1 pseudogene is annotated in these 1597 nt (G+C 19.9%); it reads right to left on the bottom strand.

Going from position 1 to position 1597, the window contains the following annotated elements:
* Positions 1–1244: pseudogene (locus tag EHV01_RS05405) on the bottom strand (hypothetical protein); the annotation flags it as partial.
* Between the last annotated feature and the right edge of the window lie 353 nt (positions 1245–1597).

Genomic DNA, 1597 nt, shown 5'->3' with positions numbered 1-1597 from the left:
WTATTAATAATTGTTTTTTGTTGTTTTGTTATTGGATCATATTCATAAACTTTATTATGATTAGTTGATGTATAATAAATTTTTTCTTTAAATAAAAATATTTTTTTATTATATTTATTTTTATCTTCTGTTATAAAAATTTTATTTTGTTGTTTTGTTATTGGATCATACTCATAAATTTCTTCTGGTTTTTCTAAATTAAAATAAAATTTATTATTAACACTTTGAAAATTTCAACCTTCAGGAATTTCAAGTATTTTATTTTGTTGTTTTGTTATTGGATCATATTCATAAATTCTATGAATTTGATCACCTTGTCAGTCAAGTGTTCCAACATAAATTTTATTATTTAATAAAAATTTAGATTCGATATGATTACTATCTAATTGTAGTAATAATTTTTCTTGGTTTGTTTTTAAATCATATTCATAAACTTCATTTGATTTATTAAATTTATTAAAATAAATTTTATTATTTAAATATAGCTTAATTCCACTCATTAGGGGGTCTAAAGAATGATTAATAATTCTTTCTAATTCTGATTCTAAATCATATTCATATATTATTTTACTTGAAAACAAAAAGATTTTATCTTTTGTTTTTGTGGTCAAAACATAAAAATAACCTGAATTTTTTATAATAATTTTTTTATATATTTTATTTGTTATATCATATTGATGAATTTTATAATAAAAATCTTGGTTTCTAGAAATTATATAAAATTTATTATTTTTTAATATTAAATCTGTATCACTACTTCCATCAAAATTAAACAATTCTTTTTCTTTTTTTGTTATTGGGTCATATTCATAAGCGCCTCTATATTTAATAATATAAATTTTACTATTTAAAATAAATATTTGAAAAATAACTCTATTATTATTAATAATTTTTCTTTGTAATCCTGATTCTAAATCATATTCATAAATATTAAAATCTCTTGATACAAAATAAATTTTATTATTTAGAAAAACAGGTAAATAATCAATACTATCATTTGTTTGAACAATTTTTGTTTCTAATCCTCCAAAAAATCAATATTTTCAACCTTCTTCTAAAACATTAATATTTCTAAATTCATTATTTCTTTTATTTCTTTTTAAATTTTCTAAACTATTTGTCATTGGAATATAATTATTTTCTAATTTAGTTTCTTCTTTTTGATAAGGGCTAGCGGCAATTGTTGTTGGTACAGCGGTTCCACTAATTGTTAATACACTTAATAAACTTAAAAGTTTTTTCATTTTTTATAATTTCCTTTCTTTCATCTTGAAACTTTTTATCAAGATCTATTGACATTATATATATATATATATATATGCAAGTCAAGCATTTTTATATGTTTGTTTTAGAAAGGAGATTGTTTAGAATGATTATTATTGTGATTATATTGCTATACCAGTACTAATCTGGGCTCGCGGTGATTTTCATAAGTTTTGCGAAAAATTACTTAAAGTTTAAAAAAACTTTTGCCGCGCTTTTCAAAATACTTGGGAAAAATTCTAAGCGTTAAGCGAAGAATTTTATAAAGGTTCCCAAATTTGTTTGAAAGAATTTCAAAATATTTTTTAACTTGTAAGTCATTTTATCACAAAAT

It is taken from the genome of Spiroplasma sp. hy2, from assembly GCF_044714365.1.
GTDB lineage: Bacteria > Bacillota_I > Bacilli_A > Mycoplasmatales > Mycoplasmataceae > Spiroplasma > Spiroplasma phoeniceum.
Note: the sequence above shows the minus strand (reverse complement) of the source record. Positions and strands in the feature narration are given on the sequence as shown.